At 57.4% G+C, this 782-nt stretch carries 1 protein-coding gene; it reads right to left on the minus strand.

Annotated elements, in window-relative coordinates; genetic code table 11:
• Positions 1 to 782 (minus strand): phosphoenolpyruvate carboxylase (locus IEX22_RS16165; protein ID WP_188669262.1); only part of this gene is annotated, 782 nt, incomplete at both ends.

Raw genomic sequence — 782 nt, forward strand, 5'->3', positions numbered from 1 at the left:
GTGTAAAGCGCCAGTGACTGCACTGCCAACTTGGGGAGGCCGAATTTGAAGCGGATCATCTCTCCCTGCTCTGTCACCCGGATCCGTCCGTCAACTGAGCCTGGAGGTTGCGACAGAATCGCCTGGTGAGCAGGGCCGCCGCCACGACCGATAGTACCGCCACGGCCGTGGAACAGAGTCAGTTTGACGCCGGCCTTCTTACACACAGCAACCAGTTGTTCCTGCGCCCGGTATTGTGCCCAGGCCGCAGCCATGACTCCGGCATCCTTGGCCGAATCCGAATAGCCAATCATCACTTCCTGCATGCCTTTGGTGTAACCCAGATACCAATCGATATCGAGCAGGGCAGAGATGCAATCGGCGGCATTGTTGAGGTCATCCAGGGTCTCAAACAGCGGCACTACCCGCATGGGATAGCGGCAGCCGGTTTCCTTGAGCAGCAAAAGTACCGCCAACACGTCGGATGGTTGGCTGGCCATGGATATCACATAAGAGCCCAGCGCTTGTTGAGGCTGAGTGGCTATCAAGCGGCAGGTTGCCAGTACCTCGGCCACCTCGTCTGATGGCTGCCAGTTTACCGGGATCAAGGGTCTGCGATTAGCCAGTTCCCTGAGCAGGAATGCCTGCTTTTCTGTCTCATCCCAATGGTTGAAGTCACCCATGCCCAGATAGCGGGTAAGTTCGGCAATGGCATTGGCGTGGCGCTCTGCATCCTGGCGGATATCCAACCTCAGCATATGAATGCCGAAGCATGCCAAGCGGCGCAACATATCCAGCAGCAG

The organism is Tersicoccus solisilvae (assembly GCF_014643255.1).
GTDB classification, from domain to species: domain Bacteria; phylum Actinomycetota; class Actinomycetes; order Actinomycetales; family Micrococcaceae; genus Tersicoccus; species Tersicoccus solisilvae.